This window comes from Diaphorobacter oryzae DSM 22780 (assembly GCF_059568935.1).
Window position 1 is genome coordinate 118,925 of the sequence record NZ_JCANUL010000001.1, and the last position, 22,296, is coordinate 141,220.

The following is a 22,296-nucleotide window of genomic DNA, read 5'->3' on the forward strand; positions in this document are numbered from 1 at the left end:
GGAATGTGTCGGGCAATGGGGCTCCAGTCGGTGTGACGATGTGACTCTCGCGCTACAATTGGGGGCTTTCCCGCAAAAAAGTCGCCCGGCCGCATCCAAAGCAATCTTCAACTAGCAGCAGTCCCAGGATGTGTCGTCCTGCGGGCTCCCGGGCGACCCGTAACCATTCGGAGAACCCAGTGCTTTTGTCTCTCAAGGGAACTTTCCCGCCCGCCATTTTGGCGCTTGCAGACGGCACGGTCTTTATCGGCAACTCGATCGGTGCCACGGGCACCGCAGTCGGCGAGGTGGTGTTCAACACCGCCATCACCGGTTACCAGGAAATCCTCACCGACCCCAGCTACTGCCAGCAGATCGTCACCCTGACGTATCCGCATATCGGCAACTACGGCGTCAACGGTGAGGATATCGAGGCCGACAAGGTCCATGCCGCAGGCCTCGTCATCAAGGACCTGCCCCTGCTGGCCAGCAACTTTCGCAAGACAGAGACTCTGTCCGAGTACCTCGTGCGCGAGAAGACGGTGGCCATCGCCAACATCGACACCCGCAAGCTCACCCGCCTGCTGCGCACCAAGGGCGCGCAAAACGGCGTCATCGTCGGCCTGGCCGCGGGCGAGGTGGTGACGCAGGCGCGCATTGACGCAGCCGTGGCCGCTGCCAAGGCCGCCCCCAGCATGAACGGCCTGGACCTGGCCAAGGTCGTGACCACGCCCACCACCTACACCTGGGACCAGACCGAATGGGTGCTGGGCTCGGGCTATGGAACGCAGACCGCGCCGCGCTTTCACGTGGTGGCCTATGACTTCGGCGTGAAGCAGAACATCCTGCGCATGCTGGCCGAGCGTGGCTGCAAGCTCACCGTGGTGCCGGCGCAGACCCCGGCCGCCGAGGTGCTGGCCATGAACCCCGATGGCGTGTTCCTGTCCAACGGCCCCGGCGATCCGGCCGCCTGCGACTATGCGATTGCAGCCGTTCAGCAGATCATCGACAGCGGTGTACCGACCTTCGGCATCTGCCTGGGACACCAGATCATGGCCCTTGCCAGCGGTGCCAAGACCTTCAAGATGGACAACAGCCACCATGGCGCCAACCATCCCGTGAAGGACCTGGACAGCGGCCGCGTGAGCATCACCAGCCAGAACCACGGCTTTGCGGTAGACATGGAGACGCTGCCCGCCACGTTGCGCGCCACGCACATCAGTCTGTTCGACGGCACGCTGCAGGGCCTGGAACACAAGGACAAGCCTGCGTTCTGCTTCCAGGGCCACCCGGAGGCATCGCCCGGGCCGCATGACATCGCGTACCTGTTCGACCGCTTCGCGGCGCTGATGCAGGCCGCCCAGTCCAAGTAGTTTCAAGGAAGTCTGGCGCAATGAAACTCTTCAGCTTTCCGGCCGCGGCACTCGAAAAGGCGATCCACAAGCGCGTGCTCACGCTGGCTTCGCCACACCGCGAATGGTTCACCGAGCGCTGGCAGCAAAAGCCCTACAAGAAGGCCTTCGTTGAGAACAAGGCCATGCCCCTGGTCACGCTGATCGCCAAGGGCAAGACCTGGGACGATGCCACCTTCGCCGAGGCCATGCAGGAGTGGGACGTGACGTTCTACGAGGCCGAGGCCGAGGTGCTGCGCCCCCTGGTGCATGGCGACGGCCTGCTGCAGCTGATGCAGAAGAACCTGCCCGCCGGACGCGCCCAGGCACTGCTGGACAGGCTCAGTACCCGGCGCCCCGCGGCGGCCAGCGCCGCGCAGACTTCCGTCTCAGCGACCGATTGACAGATACACCATGCCAAAACGCACAGACATCAAAAGCATCCTCATCATCGGCGCCGGCCCGATCATCATCGGCCAGGCCTGCGAGTTCGATTACTCGGGCGTGCAGGCCTGCAAGGCGCTGCGCGAGGAGGGCTACAAGGTCATCCTGATCAACAGCAACCCCGCGACGATCATGACCGACCCGGCCACGGCCGACGTCACCTACATCGAGCCCATCACCTGGCAGACGGTCGAGAAGATCATCGCCAAGGAGCGCCCCGACGCCATCCTGCCCACCATGGGCGGCCAGACCGCGCTGAACTGCGCGCTGGACCTGTGGCGCAACGGCGTGCTCGACAAGTACAAGGTCGAGCTGATCGGTGCCACGCCCGAGGCCATCGACAAGGCCGAGGACCGCCTGAAGTTCAAGGACGCCATGACCAAGATCGGTCTGGGCTCCGCGCGCTCCGGCATCGCCCATAGCATGGACGAAGCCTGGGCCGTGCAGAAGGCCGTGGGCTTTCCCACCGTGATCCGCCCCAGCTTCACGCTGGGCGGCACGGGCGGCGGCATTGCCTACAACCCGGAAGAGTTCGAGACCATCTGCAAGCGCGGCCTGGAGGCCTCGCCCACCAACGAGCTGCTGATCGAAGAGTCGCTGCTGGGCTGGAAGGAGTACGAGATGGAAGTGGTCCGCGACAAGGCGGACAACTGCATCATCATCTGCTCCATCGAGAACCTCGACCCCATGGGCGTGCACACGGGCGACTCGATCACCGTGGCCCCCGCGCAGACGCTGACCGACAAGGAATACCAGATCATGCGCAACGCCAGCCTGGCGGTGCTGCGCGAGATCGGCGTGGACACGGGTGGCTCCAACGTGCAGTTCTCGGTGAACCCGAAGGACGGCCGCATGATCGTGATCGAGATGAACCCGCGCGTGTCGCGTTCGTCGGCGCTGGCCTCCAAGGCCACGGGCTTCCCGATCGCCAAGGTCGCGGCCAAGCTGGCCGTGGGCTACACGCTGGACGAGCTCAAGAACGAGATCACCGGCGGCGCCACGCCAGCGTCGTTCGAGCCCTCAATCGACTACGTGGTCACCAAGATCCCGCGCTTTGCGTTCGAGAAGTTCCCCACGGCCGACAGCCGCCTGACCACGCAGATGAAGTCCGTGGGCGAGGTCATGGCCATGGGCCGCACCTTCCAGGAGTCCTTCCAGAAGGCCCTGCGCGGCCTGGAAGTGGGCGTGGACGGCATGAACGAAAAGACCCAGGACCGCGAGGTGTTGGAGAAGGAGCTGGGCGAGCCCGGCCCCGAGCGCATCTGGTACGTGGGCGACGCGTTCGCCATGGGCCTGTCGGTGGACGAGGTGCATGACCTCACCAAGATCGACAAGTGGTTCCTGGTGCAGATCGAGGAGATCGTGAAGATCGAGCTCGAACTCGACCAGCTCACGGCCGAGAAGGGCGAGGGCGCCCTGGCGGCCATCGACGCCGACACGCTGCGCGCGCTCAAGAAGAAGGGCTTTTCCGATCGCCGCCTGGCCAAGCTGCTCAAGACCGGCGAGAAGGCCGTGCGCGATGCGCGCCGCGCGCTCCATGTGCGCCCGGTGTACAAGCGCGTGGACACCTGCGCGGCCGAGTTCGCGACCAATACCGCCTACATGTACTCGACCTACGAGGACGAGTGCGAGGCCGAGCCGTCGGACAAGAAGAAGATCATGGTGCTGGGCGGTGGCCCGAACCGCATCGGCCAGGGCATCGAGTTCGACTACTGCTGCGTGCACGCCGCGCTCGCCATGCGCGAGGACGGCTACGAGACCATCATGGTCAACTGCAATCCCGAGACCGTCTCCACCGACTACGACACCTCCGACCGCCTGTACTTCGAGCCCGTGACGCTGGAAGACGTGCTGGAGATCGTGGACAAGGAAAAGCCGGTCGGCGTGATCGTGCAGTACGGCGGCCAGACGCCGCTCAAGCTCGCCCTGGGCCTGGAGGCAGAAGGCGTGCCGATCATCGGCACCACGCCCGACATGATCGATGCCGCCGAGGACCGCGAGCGCTTCCAGAAGCTGCTGCACGACCTGGGCCTGCGCCAGCCGCCCAACGCCACGGCCCGTACCGAGTCCGAGGCGCTGGAGAAGGCCGCCGGCCTGGGCTACCCGCTCGTCGTGCGCCCGTCCTACGTGCTGGGCGGCCGCGCCATGGAAATCGTGCATGAGCAGCGCGACCTGGAGCGCTACATGCGCGAGGCCGTGAAGGTGAGCAACGACTCGCCGGTGCTGTTGGACCACTTCCTGTCCAACGCCATCGAATGCGACGTGGACTGCGTGCGCGACCAGGCCGGCGCCGTGTTCATCGGCGGCGTGATGGAGCACATCGAGCAGGCCGGCGTGCACTCGGGCGACTCGGCGTGCTCGCTGCCGCCGTACTACCTCAAGGCCGAGACCGTGGCCGAGATCAAGCGCCAGACCGCCGCCATGGCCAATGCGCTGGGCGTGGTGGGCCTGATGAACGTGCAGTTCGCCATCCAGGAGACGGACGGCGGCGACGTGATCTACGTGCTGGAGGTGAATCCGCGTGCCTCGCGCACCGTGCCCTTCGTCTCCAAGGCCACCGGCATCCAACTGGCCAAGGTGGCCGCGCGCTGCATGGCCGGCCAGACGCTGGCCCAGCAGGGCGTGACCCAGGAAGTCACGCCGCCGTACTTCAGCGTGAAGGAGGCCGTGTTCCCGTTCGTGAAGTTCCCCGGTGTGGACACCATCCTCGGCCCCGAGATGAAGTCCACCGGCGAAGTCATGGGCGTGGGCAAGACCTTTGGCGAGGCCTTCGTCAAGAGCCAACTGGGTGCGGGTACGCGCCTGCCGCGCTCGGGCAAGGTGTTCCTCACCGTGAAGAACGCCGACAAGCAGCGCGCGGTGGCGATTGCCCGCGACCTGGCGGCCATGGGCTTCGAGCTGCTGGCTACCAAGGGAACGGCCGCGGCCATCGAGGCCGCCGGCGTGCCGGTGCAGGTGGTTAACAAGGTGACCGAAGGCCGCCCGCACATCGTGGACATGATCAAGAACGACGAGATCGCCATGGTCATCAACACGGTGGAGGAGCGCCGCAACGCCATCGCCGACTCGCGTGCCATCCGCACCAGCTCGCTGCTGGCGCGCGTGACCACCTTCACGACCATCTTCGGCGCCGAGGCGGCAGTGGAAGGCATGAAGCACCTGGACAACCTGGACGTGTATTCGGTGCAGGAACTGCACGCGCGTCTGGCCGCTGCCTGAGTGGCGTGAGCGGTTTTGGCGGATGACGGCCGCGGCAAACGCGGCATAATTCGCCACTGACATGAGACCGCCGCGCGGCAACGCGCGGCGGTTTGCTTTTTGTATCTGGAATCTGGAGACTGACCCATGGCCACCATTCCCATCACCAAGCGAGGCGCCGAGAAACTGAAGGCAGAGCTGCACCGGCTCAAGACCGTGGAGCGCCCATCGGTGATCAATGCCATCGCCGAGGCGCGCGCCCAGGGCGACCTGAGCGAGAACGCAGAGTACGAGGCGGCCAAGGACCGCCAGGGCTTCATCGAGGGCCGCATCCTGGAGATCGAGGGCAAGCTATCGGCCGCCCAGATCATCGATCCCACGGCGCTGGACGCGGGGGGCCGCGTGGTCTTCGGCGCCACCGTGGAGCTGGAGGACGAGGACACGGGCGATGCCGTCAAATACCAGATCGTGGGCGAGGACGAGGCCGACCTCAAGCATGGCCTGATCAATGTCTCCAGCCCGATCGCCCGCGCCCTGATCGGCAAAGAAGAGGGCGACACCGCGGAAGTGCAGGCACCGGGCGGTGTGCGGCGCTACGAGGTGGTGGCCGTCAGCTACATCTGAAGGGCCGCACGCCATGCGCGAACGCCTGCCCGTGCTGGCCGCCGCCCTGTGGTGGGGCAGCCTGTCGGCCATCGGCTTCGTGGCCGTGCCGATGCTGTTTGCGCACCTGCCCACGCCGGCCATGGCGGGCCACATGGCGGCCCGCTTGTTCGAGGCGCAGACTTATATTTCCATAGCATGTTGCGCTTTCCTGCTGGTGATTTCAAAGAGAAAACACGCTGAACACCAGGAGGAATGGGCGCGAGCAGCTATGATTTTTGTGATCCTGGGCCTGCTGCTGGCGCTGCTGGTGCAGTACGGAGTGGCGCCGCGCATCGTGGCGCGCGACAATCTGCGCCTGTGGCACACCGTGGGCAGCGGCATGTACCTGGTGCAGTGGCTGTGTGCAGGGGTCACTTTGTGGATAACGGCGGGTAAGCAACCCGCCACTTGAAGGGGGCGCAGCAAGGGCCCCGGGAGCTGACGGATCATGGAACCCCAGATCATTCGGATTTCCTCCTGCGAATGGCGGGCCGTGACGGACAACGACGCCTGGCGCGCAGGGCTGGAGGCCGGCAAGGTACTGCTTTTCCCGCATCTCGGCTTTGCGTTGCCGCCCCCGGAGCGCGCGCTGCTGCGGCCCGATATCCTCGATCCCGGAGCGCGCAACATCAGCCTGGATGCCAACGGGCAGCTCAAGGGCGCCGTGGGCGATGGGCCCACGCAGGCCGCGCTGCTGGCCATGGTCACGCGCTTTCGGGCGCATGCGCTGAACCTGATCGGGGCGCTGCTGCCCCACTACTCGCCGGCGCTGCGCCTCGGTTTGACGAGCTTTCGGCCCATGCAGGTGGAGACCCGCCAGCAGTCATGGCGGGCCGATGACCGGCGGCTGCATGTGGACGCCTTCCCATCCCGCCCTAACCATGGCGAGCGCATTCTGCGCGTGTTCGCCAACATCAACCCCGACGGCGTTCCCCGCGTGTGGCGGGTGGGCGAGCCCTTCGAGACGGTGGCCCGCAAGTTCCTGCCCAGGGCCAGGCCCTACGTGGCCTGGCAGGCCAGGCTGCTGGAGAAGCTAGGCGTGACCAAGTCCTTTCGCACCGAGTACGACCACCTGATGCTGCAGCTGCACGACGGCATGAAGCGCGACCAGGATTACCAGCAGCACGGCCCGCAGGAGACGGTGCCGTTTCCTGCGGGCTCGGTGTGGGTGTGCTTTTCGGACCAGGCCTCGCACGCGGTGATGTCGGGCCAGTACATGCTGGAGCAGACCTTGCACCTGCCGCCAGGCCATGCGTACGACCCGGGCGCCAGCCCGTTGGCGATCCTCACGCGGCTGATGGGTCGGCCCCTCTACGGCGTGGAAGCGGCGCCCGCCTGAGGTCGCCGGCGGGCGGCGGCCTCACTCGTGCCAGTGGCGCTCCACCCAGCGCGCCGGCCGGATGAAGTGAAAGCGCTTGTTGCGGCGGCCCGCCAGCGCATCGGGCGGGTTGCACTCGCCATGGAAGATCATGATGCGCGCGCCCTCCGGCACAAAGGGCTCGCGCCAGTAGTTGCTGGGCCAGCTGGGGATGCCGTGGTACTTGAAGCTGGGGCACCAGGCGGCGGGCCAGTAGGAGAGCTTGCCCTGCGCGTGCAGGAACTGCGACAGGAAGGACTGCTCGTTGCGGTGCCGGGCCTGCACCTCGTCCATGTGCGCACGGAAATGGGCCAGCACGTCGGCATGCGCCCCCAGCTCGAAGCGGTAGACCGAGGAGTTGCCCGTGACCCGCTGGCCGAAGCGCCAGAAGCGCGGGTAGTCGTGGATGATCAGGAACTCGCCGGGCTGCTCGAAGAAACCATCGAGCGAGCCCACGATCACCACGTCCACGTCCAGGAAGAGGGCGGTGCCGCGCAGTCCGTGCAGATCGGCCTCGAAGGTGGTGAGCTTCTTCCAGGCGCCATCGCGCTGGCCCGGGGCCAGGTGCAGGTTCAGCGCCGGGATGGGCAGGCACTGCACCTCGGGGTGGATGCCGGTGGCGTCGTCGGTGAGGCAGACGAAATTGAAGTCGCCGCTCAAGTGGCGGCGCACCATGGCGTAGAGGCGGTTGACGTACTCGGGGCTGTACTTCGTGCCCCATTTCATGCACAGGATGTGGCGCTGGCGCGCCTCTGGGGGCTGTGGTGCGCTCATGAGGTCAGTCGGCCTGGCGCTTCTTCACCGACTTCTGCTTGGGCTTGGCGCGCTTGATCTGGCCGCCGGGCGTCAGGCGCTGGTTGCCCAGCACGCGCAGCTGCTTGACCTCGGGGCGCTGGCCGCCGCGTTTGCTGAACTTGAGCACCTTCACATCGCGCGGGCCGGGCTTGCGGTCCTCGTCGATGGTCTTTTCCTTCTCCGGTATGGGGCGCCACAGCACGAGCAGCTTGCCGATGTGCTGGATGGGGGCGGCATTCAGCGCATCGGCAAGCTGCTGGTACATCTGCTCGCGCGCCGTGCGGTCGTCGCTGAACACCCGCACCTTGATGAGGCCGTGGGCATTCAGCGCGGCATCGACCTCTTTCTGGACGGCGGCCGTGAGGCCGTCCCCCCCGATCAGGACCACGGGGTCCAGGTGGTGGGCGTTGGCGCGGTGTTCCCGGCGCTCGGCGGGCGTCAATTGAATTTGGGGCATGTCCGTATTATCTCAATGACCTGGTAGGGCAAGGCATGCCTTGCGCCGGGCGTGAGTGGGAATTCACCTGGCGATTCCCCCGCCGGGGAGCGGCGCGCGGGCGCCGGGGCTGGCACAATCCCGCCCTCGCCGATTTCAGCGCTGGTGTGGCAGGGGATGGAATGCCCCTGCCATCCGGCCGCGCGGCCTTGTACGTAGTCCTCCTGAAGGGTTCCCCCCGATGCTGTCTTCAAGGGCATCGGGCACGATTGTTGCGCTGCAACATGCAGTATGTCCGTTGCTCTCAAGAATGCCATCCCTGTCCATCACACGCCGCCAGCTGGGCCAGTTCTGCGCGCTGTCCGCCGCTTCGGCTTGCCTGGCCGGGCCCGCCGTGCTGCGGGCGCAGTCGCGCCTGGGGTCGGCCGCTCCGGTGCGCATCGCCGTGGGAGGGCAGTCGGTGCTGTACTACCTGCCGCTGACCGTGGCGGTGGGGCTGGGCTTCTTCCGCGAAGAAGGGCTGGACGTGGAGGTCGTGGACTATCCGGGCGGTGCGCCGGCGCTGCAGGCGGTTCATGATCTCAAGGCCGACCTGTGCTGCGGCGCCTATGACCACGTCGTGCGCCAGCAGCCGCGGGGGGTGATGCACCGCAGCCTGGCGCTGCTGGGGCGCGCGCCGCAGCTGGCGCTGGCGGCTTCGGTGCGCAACTGGCCGCTCAAAAGCGTTGCCGGTTTCAAGGGGCTGCGCGTGGGCGTGACGGCGCCGGGGTCTTCTACGCAGTTTCTGGCCAGCCTGTGGCTGAGTCAGGCGGGCGTGCCGCTCAACGAGGTCCGCTTCGTGGGTGTGGGGTCGGGCAGCTCGGCCGTTTCGGCCCTGCGCCAGGGGCGGGTCCACGCGCTGTGCCATGCCGACCCTGTCATCACCTTGCTGGAGCAGCGCGGTGAGGTGCGCCTGCTGGCCGATACGCGCACGCTCAAGGGCTCGTCCGACATCTTTGGCGGCACCATGCCGGGCGCCTGCCTGTATGCGCCGCAAGCGTTCGTGCAGCACCGTCAGGGCGAGGTGCAGGCCCTGGTCCATGCCATGGTGCATGCCCTCAAGTGGCTGCAGACGGCCAGCCCTGCCGATCTGGCGCGTGTGGTGCCGGCAGCCCATCTGCTCGGCGATCGCAGCGCCTACATGGCGGCCTTCCACAAGGTGCGCGAGACCTGGTCGCCCGACGGACTGATGCCCGACGACGGACCCACCACGGCCTTGCGCGCGGTGGCACGGCTGCAGCCCGAGTTTGCGCCGGCCCGGGTGGAGCTGGACAAGACCTTCAGCAACGACTGGGTGCGCAAGTCCAAGCTGAAGTTTCAGCTCTGACGCCAGGGGGAGGTCGACCGCCTGGTCGTCCTGGGTGCGGCGGAGGGTGCCCGCTCAGGGCTGTGCGTGTGCATGGCGGTGTTGCCGTACGCCTTGCCAGAGCAGCAGTCCCAGTACGGCCGCCACCATGGGCAGCATACCGGCGTTGATGCCGCTCCAGCCCACGCTGTGCAGCAGCTGGCCCGAGCCGAACGAGGCCAGGGCCACGGTGCCGAACACCAGAAAATCGTTCAGCGCCTGCACCTTGGCGCGCTCGGACGGGCGGTAGCACTCGGTGAGTAGGGCGGTGGCGCCGATGAAGCCGAAGTTCCAGCCCACTCCCAGCAGCACCAGCGCCCCCCAGAAATGTGTGAGCGCCAGCCCCATGAGCGCCAGCGCGCCCGAGGCCGCGATCAGCACCAGGCCCAGGCCGGTGATGGTGCGCTTGCCAAAGCGCGCGATCAACCGCCCGGTGAAAAAGCTGGGTGCGAACATGGCCAGCACATGCCACTGGATGCCCAGCGCCGCCTCGCCCACGCTGTGGCCGCAGCCCACCATGGCCATCGGGGCGGCGGTCATGAGAAAGGCCATCAGGCCGTAGCTCACCACGCCCGCCGTGGCCGCCACGATGAACTGCGGCGTGCGGGCGATCTCGGACAGCGGCCGTGCGCCGTGCGTGGCGGCCTTGGGCGGTGCGGGCGGCAGGCGCAGCGCCAGCAGCAGGGGCAAAGCCAGCAGGGCCAGGGCGGCCTGGCTGTAGAAGCTGCCGGCGAACGGGGTCATGGGCAGGCTGTCGCGCGTCCAGATCACCACCTGCGGGCCGATGATGGCGGCGATCAGCCCGCCCACCATCACGCGCGAGATGGCGCCGGCGTGCCGCGCGGGCTCACCCACGGCATCGATGGCAGCGAAGCGATAGCTCTGCACGCAGGCCCCGTAGAAGCCCGCCAGGGCTGTGCCCAGGCAGAACAGCACGAAGTCCGACTGGGCAATGCCCCAGGCTGCGACGAGTCCCGACAACGCGCCCATCACGGCACCGAGTGCATAGGCCGTGCGCCGCCCGGCGCGGTGCATGAGCCAGGCCACGGGCAGCGTGGACAGCGCCAGGCCCAGCTGGTACAGGCTCACGGGCAGGGTGGAGGCCGTGGGCGAGCTCGACAGCATCTGCCCCACCAGCCCCCCCAGCGAAATGATGATCGGGGGCGATGCGCCGCCCAGTGACTGGGCGGCCACCAGCAGGCCCAGATTGCGGCGCTCCTGCGCGGGGGTGTCGGATGTGGTCATGGAATTTGGGGGGCGGACGGGGGAGGCGGCGAGTTCGCGCACGGCCCGTATTGTGCGTGCTTCCCTGGGTGTGCTCGGCCGCAGGTGTCTTCTGAAGATTGCTGCGCCGTACTTTTGGTGGCAAAGACGGCAAATGTGCACAAGAAGGCGGCCATTTATTGTTCGTTGCAGTAGATGCCTGTCAATTGCACCGATCCGCCGATATCTTTGCTGTCAAATGCATGCTGATGGCATCTGGTTTTGGGTGAAAAATGAATGGAGTTAAATGTAAAAGAGGTATTTTTGGCGTGTGATGGCAGATTTTTTGGTGGTTAGAATTTGCGCATCGCATGGCCACCACGGGTGGTCATTTCTCTGCCGGGACGGTTCATGGCAATGACGGTTTCCGGCCCCACCGTTTCTTTTGCTCGCCGGATGACCCTGTCCCCTTGCGCCACCGTTTCCACCGCCGTGCCCTTGCTGGAGCTGCGGCAGGTGCATCTGCGCCGCGGCATCACGCAGGTGTTTGCCGGCCTGAACCTGGCGCTGGCACAGCCGCGCATTGGACTGATCGGCCACAACGGTGCGGGCAAGACCAGCCTGCTGCGGCTGCTGTGCGCCCTGGAGGTGCCGGACGCCGGCCAGGTGCTTTCGCAGGGCCAGGATCTGCATGCACTGCCGCACGGGCAGCTGCGCGCCCAGCGCGCGGGCATGATGTTCCAGAACCCGGACGACCAGATCATCTTTCCCACGGTGGAGGAAGAGCTGGCGCTGGGCCTGCAGCCCCAGGGCCTGTCCCGGCGCGAGGCGCTGGCGCGCGCCCGGGCCTTTCTGGCCGAGCGCGGGCTGGCGGACTGGGCCGTGCGTGCCGTGGCATCGTTGAGCCAGGGTCAGCGCCAGCAGGTCTGCTGGCTGGCCCTGCTGCTGGCCGGGCCGCGTACGCTGTTGCTGGACGAACCCTACGCCAGCCTGGACCTGCCGGGCCAGGCGCGGCTGTCCGACGACATTGAGGCCTGCGACCGGCAGGTGCTGGTGTCCACCCATGTGCTGGACCATGTGCGCGACTATCCGCGGGTGATTTGGCTGGACGGCGGGTGCGTGCGTGCCGATGGGCCGGGGCGCGAGGTGTGCGCCGCCTACGAGGCTAGCGTCGCGCACGAGGTGCACCAGGCCCGCGCCGGGCGTGCCGGCATGCGCACAGCGCGGGCGGCCTGAAGCGAGGGCCGAAGCCATGGGCAGCCTCTACAGCGAACACCTCACCTGGCTGCACCGCTGGCCCGCGGGCCGCAAGCTGGCCTGCATGGCGGTGCTGGGCACGCTGTTGTTCCTGGTGTCCAGCCCATGGGCCCTGGCGGCAGCGGGGCTGGTCTGCGCGCTGCTGTGGTTCGGCCTGGGCGCGGCCACGCGCGTGGCGCGGCGGCTCATCGTGTCGGTGCTGGTGGCGGCGCTGCTGGTGGCGGGGTTCCACCTGTGGATGGGTCGCCCCGATGTGGCGGCTGTGAGCGCGCTGCGCCTGGCCTGCGCCTCCACGCTGGGCGTGGCGCTCACCGTGAGCACGCGCCCCACCGACCTGCTGCAGGTGCTGGACGCGCTGCTGGCACCCCTGGCCCGGCTGGGCCTGCGGCCCGAGCGCGTGTCGCTGCAGCTCGCGCTCATGCTGCGCTTTACCGAACATTTCTTCGTGCAGTGGAAAAAGCTGGACGAGGCCCACCGCTTGCGCACCGGCCGCCCAGGCGGCCTGCGGCTGATTGCGCCACTCACGGTGCAGATGCTGCAGGGCGCGCAGCGCGTGGCCGACGCCATTTATGTCCGTCTGGGTGGATAAGCCTGGCCCTTTCTCATTTTGAACAAGGATGTTTTCATGACGACTGCCGTATCCCGCAAGACCTCCCACTCCATGGCGCTGGTCGCGCTGTTCGCCGCGCTGATGGCCGTGATGGGGCTGATCCCCAAGATCGACCTGCCGCTGGGCGTGCCCATCACCCTGCAGTCGCTGGGCGTCATGCTGGCCGGCTGCCTGTTGGGCGCGCGCCGGGGCTTCCAATCCATGCTGCTGTTCCTGGCGGCCGTGGCGGCGGGCCTGCCCCTGTTGGCGGGCGGGCGCGGCGGCCTGGGGGTGTTTATGGCGCCGTCGGCCGGTTACCTGGTGGGCTATGCGGTGGCGGCGGGTGTGACGGGCGCGCTGATGCGCCTGCTGCCGCATACCACGCCGCTGCGCACGGCGCTCAGCGCGTTCATCGCCTCGGTGCTGGGCGGCCTGGTGTTCCTGCATGCCATGGGCATCGCGGGGCTGGTGCTGGTCGCGCAGATGCCGCTGGACAAGGCCATTTGGGCCGACCTGGTCTTCGTGCCGGGTGACCTGGTCAAGTGCGTGCTGTGCGCGGTGGTGGTGCACACCGTCGCCAAGGCGCTGCCGGACTGGCAGTTCGGTGGGCGCCAGCGTTGAGCGCCGGCCTTTGTATGCAGGAGCAGCCGGATATGCCCATGGCGCAGCTGCTGGCCGGCGAGGCGCTGCCGGCCTTGTTCGACTGGGTGCACGGGCCGCTGGCCCATTGGGCGCGCACGCGGCCCCATGCCCTGGCGCTGGCCAACGAGACACGACAGATCGGCTTTGCCGAGCTGCATGAGCGCGTGCAGGCCGAGGCCCGCCGGCTGGACGCCGAAGGCGCACCCGCCACCGTGCTGTTGCGCGGGCAGGGCGGCACGCTGGAGAGCGTGCTGGCCTTTCTGGGCGTGATCGCCAGCGGGCGCTGCGCGGCCATGGGCGATCCGGAGTGGCCGGCAGGCGTGGCCCAGGCCGTGGCCGGGCGGCTGCCCCTCGATCAGGCCCGGGCGGCAGCGGCCACGCCACAGTCGCCGTTCTACATCGGCTTCACTTCGGGCAGCACGGGCGTGCCCAAGGGCTTCATGCGCCACCACCGTTCGTGGGCCGAGAGCTTTCGCGTCAGCCTGCAGGACTTCGGCCCCGCCGCCGCCACGCGCGTGCTGGCACCGGGGCGCATGTCGCACTCGCTGTTCTTGTTCGGCGCGCTGCTGGGCCTGTGGACCGGCGCGGGCGCTGTGCTGCAGGAGCGCTTTTCCGCGCCGCGCGCGCTGGCCGCGCTGCAGTCGGGCGCCGCGCGCCTGCTGGTGGCCGTTCCCAGCCAGTTGGTGCTGATGCTGGAATGGGCGCAGCGGCGGGGGCTGGCCCCCATCGAGGGCGTGGAGCTGGTGCTTATCAGCGGCGCGCGCTGGCTGCGCGAGCGCACGCCCGCGCTGCGCCTTTTGTTCCCGCGGGCGCGCATCGTGGAGTTCTACGGCGCGTCCGAGGCCAGTTACGTCGCCTGGATGGACGCGGACGCCGGCGCCCCCGCGCAGGCCGTGGGGCGGCGCTTCAGCAACGTGGACCTGCACATCGGCACGCACCCGCATGCCCAGGCGCAGCCGCCGGGTACGCCGGGGCTGATCTGGGTGCGCAGTCCCATGCTGTTCATGGACTATGTGAACCAGAGCGATGCCACGGCCGCGCTGCGCGAGGGCGACTGGCTGTCGGTGCGCGACATGGGCTACCTCGACGACAGCGGCCTGCTGCACCTGTGCGGGCGCGAAAACCGCATGCTGGTCACGCAGGGCAAGAACCTCTTTCCCGAAGAGGTGGAGACGCGTCTGCTGGCCCATCCCCAGGTCGCGCAGGCCAGCCTGCAGGGCGTGGCCGACGGCCTGCGCGGCGCCAGCGTGCATGCGGTGCTGCAGTGGCGCGGGCAGGCGCGGCCGCCCGGCGGGCTGGCGCTGGCAGCGTGGTGCCGCGAGGCGCTGGAGCCCTTCAAGACGCCGCGCCACTGGTGGGTATGGACGGGCGACTGGCCCCAGACGGCCAGCGGCAAGACCGACCATGCGGCCATCGGCCGCACGCTGCAGGCGCGGGCGGCCACCGGGCAGGAGGCAGCGACCGTGCTGGAGGCCTGGAAATGAAGGGCGCGCCCATGCCCATCCTGGCCTGGGCACGCACGCCGGTGGCCCCCGTGGGTGGGGCGCTGGCGGGCTGCCAACCGCATGAGTTGGCGGCGCCGCTGGTGGCGCGCCTGCTGGCCGATACCGGCCTGCCGCCGCAGGCCGTGGATGCCGTGGTGCTGGGCAACGCGCTGGGCGCGGGCGGCAACCCCGCGCGTGTGCTGGCACTGGCGGCCGGACTGGCCGAGCGCATTCCCGCCGTGACGCTGGACACGCAATGCTGCGCAGGGCTGGACGCTGTCACCCATGCCTGCGGCCTGCTGGCCCTGGGTCAGGCGCAGGTGGTGATTGCCGGCGGTGCGGAGGCCTGGAGCCGGGCGCCCCTGCGCCTGCACCGGCCCGCGCAGGCCGGCGCCGCGCCCGTGGCTTACGAGCGCCCCGCATTCACGCCCTGGCCCACGCGCGACCCCGACATGCTGCAGGCCGCAGGCGCCTGGGCGCGGTGCCAGGGGCTGACGCGTACCGCGCAGGACGCCTACGCCCAGGCCAGCCATGCCCGCGCCGTGGCCGCGCGCGCCGCGATGGCGGCCGAGATCGTGCCGCTGCACGGGCTGGCGCACGATACCTATCCCCGCAGCTTGAGCGCCGAGCGCGTGGCGCGCATGCCCGCCGTGGTACAGGGCCAGGCGCCCGATGGCGTGGACTGCGGCGTCAGTACCGTCGCGGTATCGCCCAAGGCCGACGGCGCGGCCCTGCTGCTGCTGGCCACGCCGGCCGCCTGCGCACGTTGGGGCCTGCGGCCGCGCGCGCACTGGTGCGGCAGCGCCAGCGTGGGCGGATCGCCCGAGGCGCCCATGCTGTGCGCCATCGACGCGGCCCGCGCTGCGCGCGAACGCAGCGGCTGGCGCCTGGAAGAGCTGGATGCGCTGGATGCGCTGGAGCTGCACGATGCCTTCGCCGCCCAGGGCCTGGCGTTCTGCAACGCCTTCGGCCTGCCGCACGAGGCCGTCAACCGCCAGGGCGGTGGCCTGGCGCGCGGGCACCCCATCGGCGCATCGGGCGCCATCGCCCTGGTACGCGTGCTGGCGCAGCTGCAGGCGCAGCAGCGCACGGGCTTGCGGCGCGCGCTGCGCGGCCTTGCCTGCATTGCCGGCGCGGGCGGCCTGGGCACAGCCACATGGGTGGAGGTGGCGGCATGTTGAGGTCCGAGCCCCTGGCGACACCCCAGGCGGAGGACTCCTTCGAGGCGCTGGCGCGCGCCCGCCATTCCGTGCGCGCCTTTCTGCCGCTGCCCGTGCCCGCTGCCATGCTGGAAAGCCTGCTGGTCACGGCGCGGCTGGCGCCCAGCGGCGCCAACCTGCAGCCCGGGCGCTTCTGGGCGGTGGAGGGCGCGGCGCGCGAACGGCTCAGCGCCGCACTGACTCAGGCCTGGCGCGACCAGGTTCCCGAGGCCGAGGACTACGGCTACTTTCCCCGCCCCATGCCGCTGGTCCTGCGCAAGCGCCAGGTGGCCGCGGCGCAGGCCCTCTACGGCGCCCTGGGCGTGGCGCGGGGCGATGGCCGGGGGCGGGCGCTGCAGTTCGAGCGCAACTTCCGTTTCTTCGATGCCCCCGTGGCGCTGGTGGTGACCATCGACCGCGACTTCGGCGCCGGCGGCTTCATGGACCTGGGCATGTGCCTGCATGGGCTGATGCTGGCCGCGCAGTCCCGGGGGCTGGCGAGCTGTGCCATTGGCGCGCTGGCCAGCTACCCGCAGATCGTGCGCGACGCCCTGGGCCTGCCCGCCACCGAGCTGGTGGTGTGCGGCATGGCCCTGGGCTGGGAGGACGGGCAGGCGCCGGTGAACCGAGCCCGCACCGAGCGCGAGGCGCTGGCGCGGTATTTCACCGTGCTGCGCTGAACGCCGCGAGGCGCGGGCGGTGGGCTCAGGTCTTGTCCCGAGAGACGCCGGCCGCCCCCTGGGTTAGGGTGGCTGCGGCTTGACCTCCGCTCCGGCTGCCCGCAGGCGCCGGCCTTGCGTCCCCGGCGACGCTCACCTCGACCCGTGTGTCCATGAACCTCCATCGGAAACTGTTGCAGCGCGCCCAGGAAGGGCGCCCCGTTCGTATTGGCCTGATCGGCGCGGGCAAGTTCGGCGCCATGTACCTGGCGCAGGTGCCGCGCATGCCCGGCGTGCACCTGGTCGGCATTGCCGACCTGTCGCCCGCCAATGCCCGCGCCAGCCTGGCGCGCGTGGGCTGGCAGCCCGGGCAGTCGTCTGCGGCGACGGCGCAGGAAGCGCTGGACCAAGGGACGACCTGGATCACCGAGGACTGGCAGGCCCTGGTGAGCCACCCGCAGATCGAGCTGATCGTGGAGTGCACGGGCAACCCCATGGCGGCGGTGGACCACATCCTCCACGCCTTCGAGCACGGCAAGCATGTGGTGAACGTGACCGTGGAGGCCGATGCCTTCTGCGGCCCGCTGCTGGCGCGCAAGGCGGCCGCGGCGGGCGTGGTGTATTCCATGGCCTATGGCGACCAGCCCGCCATGATCTGCGAGCTGGTGGACTGGGCGCGCACCTGCGGCTTTCCGGTGGTGGCGGCGGGGCGCGGCCACAAGTGGCTGCCGCACTTTTGCGAGTCCACGCCTGAGACGGTGTGGGGCCACTACGGATTGAGCCCCGAGCAGGCGCAGCGCGGCGGCCTGAATCCCAAGATGTTCAACAGCTTCCTCGACGGCTCCAAGCCCAGCATCGAGAGTACGGCGGTGTCTAACGCCACGGGCCTGGCCGTGCCCAGCAACGGCCTGCTGTACCCGCCGGCCAGCGTGGAAGACATTCCCTATGTCACGCGGCCCGTGAGCGAGGGCGGGGTGCTGGAGCAGAAGGGCATGGTGGAGGTGGTCTCCTCGCTGGAGAAGGACGGCCGCAAGATTCCCTACGACATCCGCATGGGCGTGTGGGTGACCGTGGAGGCCGAGACCGACTACATCAAGCACTGCTTCGAGGAGTACAACGCCCACACCGACCCGTCCGGCCGCTATTTCACGCTGTACAAGCGCTGGCACCTCATCGGGCTGGAGGTGGGCATGTCGGTGGCCAGCGTGGCCCTGCGCGGCGAGCCCACGGGCGTGCCCCTGGACTGGAACGCCGACGTGGTGGCCACCGCCAAGCGCGACCTGCGCCCCGGCGACATGCTGGACGGCGAGGGCGGCTACACCGTCTGGGGCAAGCTGCTGCCGGCCGCCACCTCGCGCCAGATCAAGGGACTGCCGCTGGGCATGGCGCACAACGCTCGCGTGGTGCGCCCCGTGGCCCGGGGGCAGTCGCTTTCCTGGGACGACGTGGCGATGGACACCACCACCCACGCCTACCGGGTCCGACGCGAGATGGAGGCCATGTTCGCCGGCTGACCGGCAGGGGGACGGCGCGGCCGGCTGGGGGCTGGGATAATCCCGGCCCCTATGCCCCTCACGATCACTTTTCCCGAGCAACTTCCCGTTTCCAGCCGCCGTGAGGAAATCATGGAGGCCATGCAGCGGCACCAGGTCATCATCGTCTGCGGCGAAACGGGCTCGGGCAAGACCACGCAGCTGCCCAAGATCGCCCTGGCCCTGGGGCGCGGCCGGTGCAATGCGCCCGAGGGCACGCGCGGGCGCCTGATCGGCCACACCCAGCCGCGCCGCATTGCCGCCAGCAGCGTGGCCAAGCGCATTGCCGAGGAGCTGAACACGCCGCCCGGCGAGGTGGTGGGCTACAAGGTGCGCTTTCAAGACACGCTGCACAAGGGCGCTTCGGTCAAGCTGATGACCGACGGCATCCTGCTGGCCGAGACGCAGACCGACCCCTTGCTGCGCGCCTACGACACGCTGATCATCGACGAGGCGCACGAGCGCAGCCTGAACATCGACTTTTTGCTGGGCTACCTCAAGCAGATCCTGCCCCAGCGCCCGGACCTGAAGGTGGTGGTGACCTCGGCCACCATCGACGCCGAGCGCTTCGCCAAGCACTTTGAGAGCAAGGCCGGGCCGGCGCCGGTGATCATGGTCTCGGGCCGCACCTACCCGGTGGAGATGCGCTACAAGCCCTTCGAGGAAAAAAAGGACTTCGACCTCAACGACGCGATCGCCGATGGGGTCGATGAACTCTGGCAAGGTGGCAAGGGCGGCGACATTCTGGTCTTTCTGCCCGGCGAGCGCGAGATCCGCGAGGCGGCCGACCACCTGCGCAAGCACCTGCAGCACTCGCCGGTGCTGCGCTCTGCCGAGGTGCTGCCGCTGTTCTCGCGCCTGTCGCAGGCCGAGCAGGACCGGATCTTCGACGGCCACACGGGCCGGCGCATCGTGCTGGCCACCAATGTGGCCGAGACTTCGCTCACGGTCCCAGGCATCAGATACGTCATTGACGCAGGTACGGCGCGCGTGAAGCGCTATTCATTTCGTAGCAAGGTGGAGCAGTTGCTGGTAGAGCCCATCAGCCAGGCGGCGGCCAACCAGCGCGCGGGCCGCTGTGGGCGCGTGGCCAACGGCATCTGCATCCGCCTGTATGACGAGGCGGATTTCAATCAGCGCGACCGCTTCACCGACCCTGAAATCCTGCGCAGCTCGCTGGCCGGCGTCATCCTGCGCATGAAGTCGCTGGGCCTGGGCGATGTGGTGAACTTCCCATTCCTGGAGGCGCCCTCGGGCCGCGCGATTGCCGACGGCTACCAGCTGCTGGCCGAGCTGGGCGCGGTGGACGATCGCGGCAACCTGCTGCCCATGGGCCAGGAGCTGGCCCGCCTGCCGCTGGATCCGCGCGTGGGCCGCATGATTTTGGAGGCGCGCGGGCGCGGCGCCGTGGCCGAGGTGCTGGTCATCGCCTCGGCCCTGTCGGTGCAGGACGTGCGCGACCGGCCGCTGGAGGCGCAGCAGCAGGCCGACCAGCAGCATGCCAAGTTCGACGACGAGAAAAGCGAGTTCACCGGCTACCTGCGGCTGTGGAAGTGGCTGCAGGACGCGCGCGGCGGCAAGGTGGTGGCCCAGACGCGCAAGGAGATGGCGGCGCAGAGCGCGCCCGCGGCCAAGCCGCGCAACCAGGCCTTCCTGCCCGTCAGCCAGCGCAGCAGCGGCGCGCAGGTGCAGGGCTCGGTGCAGGAGCGCCTGGCGCTGTTCGACCCCGCCGAGCCGCTGGACGCCACGCACAAGATCAGCAACCGCCAGTGGGAGCAGCTGCTGCGGCAGAACTACATCAACATCCGCCGCGTGCGCGAGTGGCGCGACATCCACAGCCAGCTGCTCACGGTGGTGAAGGAGCACAAGTGGCAGGTGAACGTGGAGCCCGCCGGCTACGAGGCGGTGCACCTGTCCATGCTGTCGGGGCTGCTGGGCAACATCGGCTACCGCGCCGAGGAAAGCGACGCCTATCTGGGCGCGCACGGCATCAAGTTCCACCCGCACCCCGGCGCGCACCTGAGCAAGAAGCCCGGGCGCTGGATCGTGGCGGCCGAGCAGGTGGAGACGTCCCGCCTGTACGGCCGGGGCATTGCCGCCATTGAGCCACAGTGGCTGGAAGAGGTGGGCGGCCACCTGCTCAAGAAGCAGCTGCTGGACCCGCACTGGTCCAAGAAGCAGGCCGACGTGGTGGCGCTGGAGCGGGCCACGCTCTACGGCCTGGTGGTCTACAACGGCCGCCGCGTCAGCTATGGGCGCATCGACCCCTACGAGGCGCGCCAGCTGTTCATCCGCCAGGCGCTGGTGGAGGGCGAGTGGGAGACGCCGTGGCATTTCCTGGCCGCCAACCTGAAGCTGGTGCGCAAGGTGGAGGAGCTGGAGCACAAGTCCCGCCGCCAGGACGTGCTGGTGGACGACGAGTTGATCTACGCCTTCTACGACCAGCACCTGCCCCAGGACATCTACAGCGGCGCCACGTTCGACCACTGGTTCCGCGCGGAGAGCCGGGGCCGGCCGGAGCTGCTGCGCCTGTCCAGGGACGAGCTGATGCGCCACGAGGCCGCGGGCATCACCACCGACAACTTCCCCAAGACCGTCAAGCTGGGCGGCGTGGACTGCACGGCCGCCTACCTGCACAGCCCGGGCGATGCGCGCGACGGCGTCACCGTGACGGTGCCGCTGTTCGTGCTCAACCAGGTGAGCGAGGAGCGCGCCGAATGGCTGGTGCCCGGCATGCTCAAGGACAAGATCCAGGCCCTGCTCAAGAGCCTGCCGCAGCGCCCGCGCAGCCGCTTCGTGCCGCTGCCCGAAAGCGCGGCGCGGCTGGCCGCGCTGTTCGCCTCGGAAGAGCGCTGGGCCCAGGGCGGGCTGATCGACGCGCTGCTCAAGCAGGTGCAGGGCGAGACCTCGCTCGACGTGAAACGCGCGGACTTCAAGCTCGACATGCTGAGCCCGCACCTGTTCATGAACTTCCGCGTGACCGACGAGCATGGCCGCCAGCTGGGCCAGGGCCGCAACTTGGGCGCGCTCAAAGCCGAGCTGGGCGCCAAGGCCCGGGGCGCCTTCCAGGCGCTGGCCTCATTAAAGATAGCTGCTGGCGCAGACCAGAAGCCAGTTTCAGATAAAAAAGTACCTGAAACCAAGGGAAGGCAAGCGCAAGCAGCTATCAAAAATGAGGGCGCCGCCCCCAAGGGCGGCCAGGCCAGCCAGGTGGACGCGCGCTATACCCAGTGGACCTTTGGCGAACTGCCCGAGCTGATGGAAATCCAGAAGGGCAGCCAGACGCTGATCGGCTTTCCGGCGCTCATCGACCAGGGCGATGCCGTGGGCATCGAGGTGTTCGACGAACCCGAGGCCGCGGCCGCCCGCCACCGCGTCGGCCTGCGCCGGCTGTTTGCGCTGCAGATCAAGGATGCGCTCAAGTACCTGGAGAAGAACATCCCCGACCTGCAGAAAATGGCCGTGGCCTACATGCCGCTGGGCACGCAGGAGGAGCTGCGCGCCCAGATCATCGACGTGGCCATCGACCGCGCCTTCCTGCAGGAGCCGCTGCCGGCCAACGCGGCGCAGTTTCAGCAGCGTGTGCAGGACGGACGCGGGCGGCTGACGCTGATCGCCAACGAAGTGGCGCGCATGGCCGGCGTGATCCTGGTCGAGTACGCGGCGGCCCAGCGCAAGATCAAGGACACCAAGAACGCCCCCGAGGCCACGGCCGATGCGGCCCAGCAGCTGCAAAGGCTGATGCCCCGCCAGTTCATCGCCGCCGCGCCCTGGGTGCAGTTGCAGCACTACGCGCGCTATCTGAAGGCCATCGTCGCGCGCCTGGACAAGGTGCGTGCCGATCCGGCCCGCGACGCCGCCAAGTTGAAGGAGCTGCAGCCGCTGGAGCAGCGCTACTGGCGCCTGGTGGCCGAGTGCAAGGGCCAGGTGGACGCGCGCATGCAGGAGTACCGCTGGATGCTGGAGGAGCTGCGCGTGAGCTTCTTCGCGCAGGAGCTGCGCACGCCGTACCCGGTCAGCATCAAGCGGCTGGACAAGGTCTGGTTCCAGCTCGCCTCATAGCCTCATAGCGGCTGGCATGCCGCGCCGGCGTCACCTGCCG

At 68.7% G+C, this 22,296-nt stretch carries 18 protein-coding genes; 15 read left to right on the forward strand and 3 right to left on the reverse strand.

What is annotated here, in order from left to right; all coding sequences use genetic code 11:
• Positions 1-179: 179 nt before the first annotated feature.
• The 6 genes from carA (at position 180) to kdoO (ending at position 6,996) form a co-directional block, all read left to right on the forward strand.
• On the forward strand, positions 180-1,352 hold the full coding sequence (carA, locus tag BP68_RS00585) for a glutamine-hydrolyzing carbamoyl-phosphate synthase small subunit (RefSeq protein WP_496368017.1): 1,173 nt from the start codon (positions 180-182) through the stop codon (positions 1,350-1,352).
• Between the two features lie 20 nt (positions 1,353-1,372).
• Entirely contained in the window at positions 1,373-1,774 is a 402-nt protein-coding gene (locus BP68_RS00590) for a hypothetical protein (protein ID WP_496368019.1), read from the forward strand.
• 10 nt (positions 1,775-1,784) lie between these two features.
• Positions 1,785-5,033, forward strand: a complete 3,249-nt coding sequence (gene carB / locus BP68_RS00595; protein ID WP_496368021.1) for a carbamoyl-phosphate synthase large subunit — start codon at positions 1,785-1,787, stop codon at positions 5,031-5,033.
• Between the two features lie 126 nt (positions 5,034-5,159).
• Positions 5,160-5,636 (forward strand): transcription elongation factor GreA, encoded by a 477-nt coding sequence (gene greA, locus BP68_RS00600; protein WP_496368023.1) that lies wholly within the window; start codon positions 5,160-5,162, stop codon positions 5,634-5,636.
• 13 nt (positions 5,637-5,649) lie between these two features.
• The gene (locus BP68_RS00605; RefSeq protein ID WP_496368025.1) at positions 5,650-6,069 is read left to right on the forward strand and encodes a DUF4149 domain-containing protein; all 420 of its coding nucleotides are present in this window, start codon (positions 5,650-5,652) and stop codon (positions 6,067-6,069) included.
• A gap of 36 nt (positions 6,070-6,105) precedes the next feature.
• Positions 6,106-6,996: a Kdo hydroxylase KdoO gene (kdoO, locus tag BP68_RS00610; protein WP_496368027.1), complete on the forward strand. Its 891-nt coding sequence runs from the start codon at positions 6,106-6,108 to the stop codon at positions 6,994-6,996.
• A gap of 21 nt (positions 6,997-7,017) precedes the next feature.
• Here kdoO and BP68_RS00615 read toward each other — a convergent pair whose 3' ends face one another.
• On the reverse strand, positions 7,018-7,788 hold the full coding sequence (locus tag BP68_RS00615) for a glycosyltransferase (protein WP_496368029.1): 771 nt from the start codon (positions 7,786-7,788) through the stop codon (positions 7,018-7,020).
• Positions 7,789-7,792: 4 nt separating this feature from the next.
• Positions 7,793-8,266: a YhbY family RNA-binding protein gene (locus tag BP68_RS00620; RefSeq protein WP_496368031.1), complete on the reverse strand. Its 474-nt coding sequence runs from the start codon at positions 8,264-8,266 to the stop codon at positions 7,793-7,795.
• 289 nt (positions 8,267-8,555) lie between these two features.
• Between BP68_RS00620 and BP68_RS00625 the strand changes: the two genes are divergently transcribed.
• Positions 8,556-9,611 (forward strand): ABC transporter substrate-binding protein, encoded by a 1,056-nt coding sequence (locus tag BP68_RS00625; protein ID WP_496368033.1) that lies wholly within the window; start codon positions 8,556-8,558, stop codon positions 9,609-9,611.
• Positions 9,612-9,665: 54 nt separating this feature from the next.
• Here the strand turns inward: BP68_RS00625 and BP68_RS00630 are convergent, their stop codons facing one another.
• Positions 9,666-10,874 carry an MFS transporter gene (locus BP68_RS00630; protein ID WP_496368035.1) on the reverse strand — a complete coding sequence of 403 codons (1,209 nt, stop codon included), beginning with the start codon at positions 10,872-10,874 and terminating at the stop codon, positions 9,666-9,668.
• Between the two features lie 414 nt (positions 10,875-11,288).
• Between BP68_RS00630 and BP68_RS00635 the strand changes: the two genes are divergently transcribed.
• From BP68_RS00635 to hrpA, 8 genes are all read left to right on the forward strand, one after another.
• Positions 11,289-12,068, forward strand: a complete 780-nt coding sequence (locus BP68_RS00635; RefSeq protein ID WP_496368037.1) for an energy-coupling factor ABC transporter ATP-binding protein — start codon at positions 11,289-11,291, stop codon at positions 12,066-12,068.
• Between the two features lie 16 nt (positions 12,069-12,084).
• Positions 12,085-12,678, forward strand: coding sequence for an energy-coupling factor transporter transmembrane component T family protein (locus tag BP68_RS00640; RefSeq protein WP_496368039.1), 594 nt, complete (start codon positions 12,085-12,087; stop codon positions 12,676-12,678).
• Between the two features lie 36 nt (positions 12,679-12,714).
• Positions 12,715-13,299: a biotin transporter BioY gene (locus tag BP68_RS00645; RefSeq protein WP_496368041.1), complete on the forward strand. Its 585-nt coding sequence runs from the start codon at positions 12,715-12,717 to the stop codon at positions 13,297-13,299.
• Between the two features lie 38 nt (positions 13,300-13,337).
• Positions 13,338-14,804: an AMP-binding protein gene (locus BP68_RS00650; protein WP_496369042.1), complete on the forward strand. Its 1,467-nt coding sequence runs from the start codon at positions 13,338-13,340 to the stop codon at positions 14,802-14,804.
• Positions 14,801-15,985 (forward strand): acetyl-CoA C-acyltransferase, encoded by a 1,185-nt coding sequence (locus BP68_RS00655; RefSeq protein WP_496368043.1) that lies wholly within the window; start codon positions 14,801-14,803, stop codon positions 15,983-15,985. Before BP68_RS00650 ends, BP68_RS00655 begins: the two co-directional genes overlap by 4 nt.
• A complete protein-coding gene (locus BP68_RS00660) occupies positions 15,979-16,683 on the forward strand; it encodes a nitroreductase (RefSeq protein ID WP_496368045.1) in 705 nt (234 codons plus the stop codon). Before BP68_RS00655 ends, BP68_RS00660 begins: the two co-directional genes overlap by 7 nt.
• Before the next feature lie 152 nt (positions 16,684-16,835).
• Positions 16,836-18,176 (forward strand): NAD(P)H-dependent oxidoreductase, encoded by a 1,341-nt coding sequence (locus BP68_RS00665; protein ID WP_496368047.1) that lies wholly within the window; start codon positions 16,836-16,838, stop codon positions 18,174-18,176.
• A 51-nt stretch (positions 18,177-18,227) separates the two neighbouring features.
• A complete protein-coding gene (hrpA, locus tag BP68_RS00670) occupies positions 18,228-22,256 on the forward strand; it encodes an ATP-dependent RNA helicase HrpA (RefSeq protein WP_496368049.1) in 4,029 nt (1,342 codons plus the stop codon).
• The last annotated feature ends 40 nt before the right edge of the window (positions 22,257-22,296 follow it).

Coding starts and splice junctions, on each gene's coding strand:
- BP68_RS00590 (WP_496368019.1), top strand. CDS start 1,373: ATGAAACTCTTCAGCTTTCCGGCCGCGGCACTCGAAAAGGCGATCCAC.
- carB (WP_496368021.1), top strand. CDS start 1,785: ATGCCAAAACGCACAGACATCAAAAGCATCCTCATCATCGGCGCCGGC.
- greA (WP_496368023.1), top strand. CDS start 5,160: ATGGCCACCATTCCCATCACCAAGCGAGGCGCCGAGAAACTGAAGGCA.
- BP68_RS00605 (WP_496368025.1), top strand. CDS start 5,650: ATGCGCGAACGCCTGCCCGTGCTGGCCGCCGCCCTGTGGTGGGGCAGC.
- kdoO (WP_496368027.1), top strand. CDS start 6,106: ATGGAACCCCAGATCATTCGGATTTCCTCCTGCGAATGGCGGGCCGTG.
- BP68_RS00615 (WP_496368029.1), bottom strand. CDS start 7,788: ATGAGCGCACCACAGCCCCCAGAGGCGCGCCAGCGCCACATCCTGTGC.
- BP68_RS00620 (WP_496368031.1), bottom strand. CDS start 8,266: ATGCCCCAAATTCAATTGACGCCCGCCGAGCGCCGGGAACACCGCGCC.
- BP68_RS00625 (WP_496368033.1), top strand. CDS start 8,556: ATGCCATCCCTGTCCATCACACGCCGCCAGCTGGGCCAGTTCTGCGCG.
- BP68_RS00630 (WP_496368035.1), bottom strand. CDS start 10,874: ATGACCACATCCGACACCCCCGCGCAGGAGCGCCGCAATCTGGGCCTG.
- BP68_RS00635 (WP_496368037.1), top strand. CDS start 11,289: ATGACCCTGTCCCCTTGCGCCACCGTTTCCACCGCCGTGCCCTTGCTG.
- BP68_RS00640 (WP_496368039.1), top strand. CDS start 12,085: ATGGGCAGCCTCTACAGCGAACACCTCACCTGGCTGCACCGCTGGCCC.
- BP68_RS00645 (WP_496368041.1), top strand. CDS start 12,715: ATGACGACTGCCGTATCCCGCAAGACCTCCCACTCCATGGCGCTGGTC.
- BP68_RS00650 (WP_496369042.1), top strand. CDS start 13,338: ATGGCGCAGCTGCTGGCCGGCGAGGCGCTGCCGGCCTTGTTCGACTGG.
- BP68_RS00655 (WP_496368043.1), top strand. CDS start 14,801: ATGAAGGGCGCGCCCATGCCCATCCTGGCCTGGGCACGCACGCCGGTG.
- BP68_RS00660 (WP_496368045.1), top strand. CDS start 15,979: ATGTTGAGGTCCGAGCCCCTGGCGACACCCCAGGCGGAGGACTCCTTC.
- BP68_RS00665 (WP_496368047.1), top strand. CDS start 16,836: ATGAACCTCCATCGGAAACTGTTGCAGCGCGCCCAGGAAGGGCGCCCC.
- hrpA (WP_496368049.1), top strand. CDS start 18,228: ATGCCCCTCACGATCACTTTTCCCGAGCAACTTCCCGTTTCCAGCCGC.